Origin of the sequence: Paraburkholderia sp. SIMBA_053, assembly GCF_046534895.1 — a bacterium.
In the GTDB taxonomy this organism is placed as follows: domain Bacteria; phylum Pseudomonadota; class Gammaproteobacteria; order Burkholderiales; family Burkholderiaceae; genus Paraburkholderia; species Paraburkholderia caledonica.
Map to the genome: position 1 here is coordinate 1 of NZ_JAWRXU010000306.1, position 331 is coordinate 331.

Here is a 331-nt window from a genome sequence, read left to right on the forward strand (position 1 = left end):
GACATGAGCGTCAAAGTGTTCGATACGAAGGAAGTGCAGGACCTGCTGAAGGCGGCCGCCAACATGGGTAGCGAGGACGGCAGCGCTCGCGCAAAGCAGATTGTCAATCGCCTTTTGGGCGACCTGTTCAAGGCCATCGACGACCTCGACATGACGCCCGACGAAATCTGGGCCGGCGTCCACTACTTCAACAAGCTCGGCCAGGATGGCGAAGCTGCTCTGCTTGCTGCTGGTCTCGGTCTGGAGAAATTCCTCGACATTCGCATGGACGCCGAGGACAAGGCGGCAGAAATCACTGGTGGCACGCCGCGTACCATCGAAGGTCCGCTGT

Annotated in this window: 1 protein-coding gene; it reads left to right on the forward strand. The window is 59.5% G+C overall.

The window, feature by feature from the left end:
* Nucleotides 1-3: 3 nt before the first annotated feature.
* On the forward strand, nucleotides 4-331 hold a 328-nt coding region (locus tag SB753_RS35750), incomplete at its 3' end, for a dioxygenase (RefSeq protein WP_410804817.1).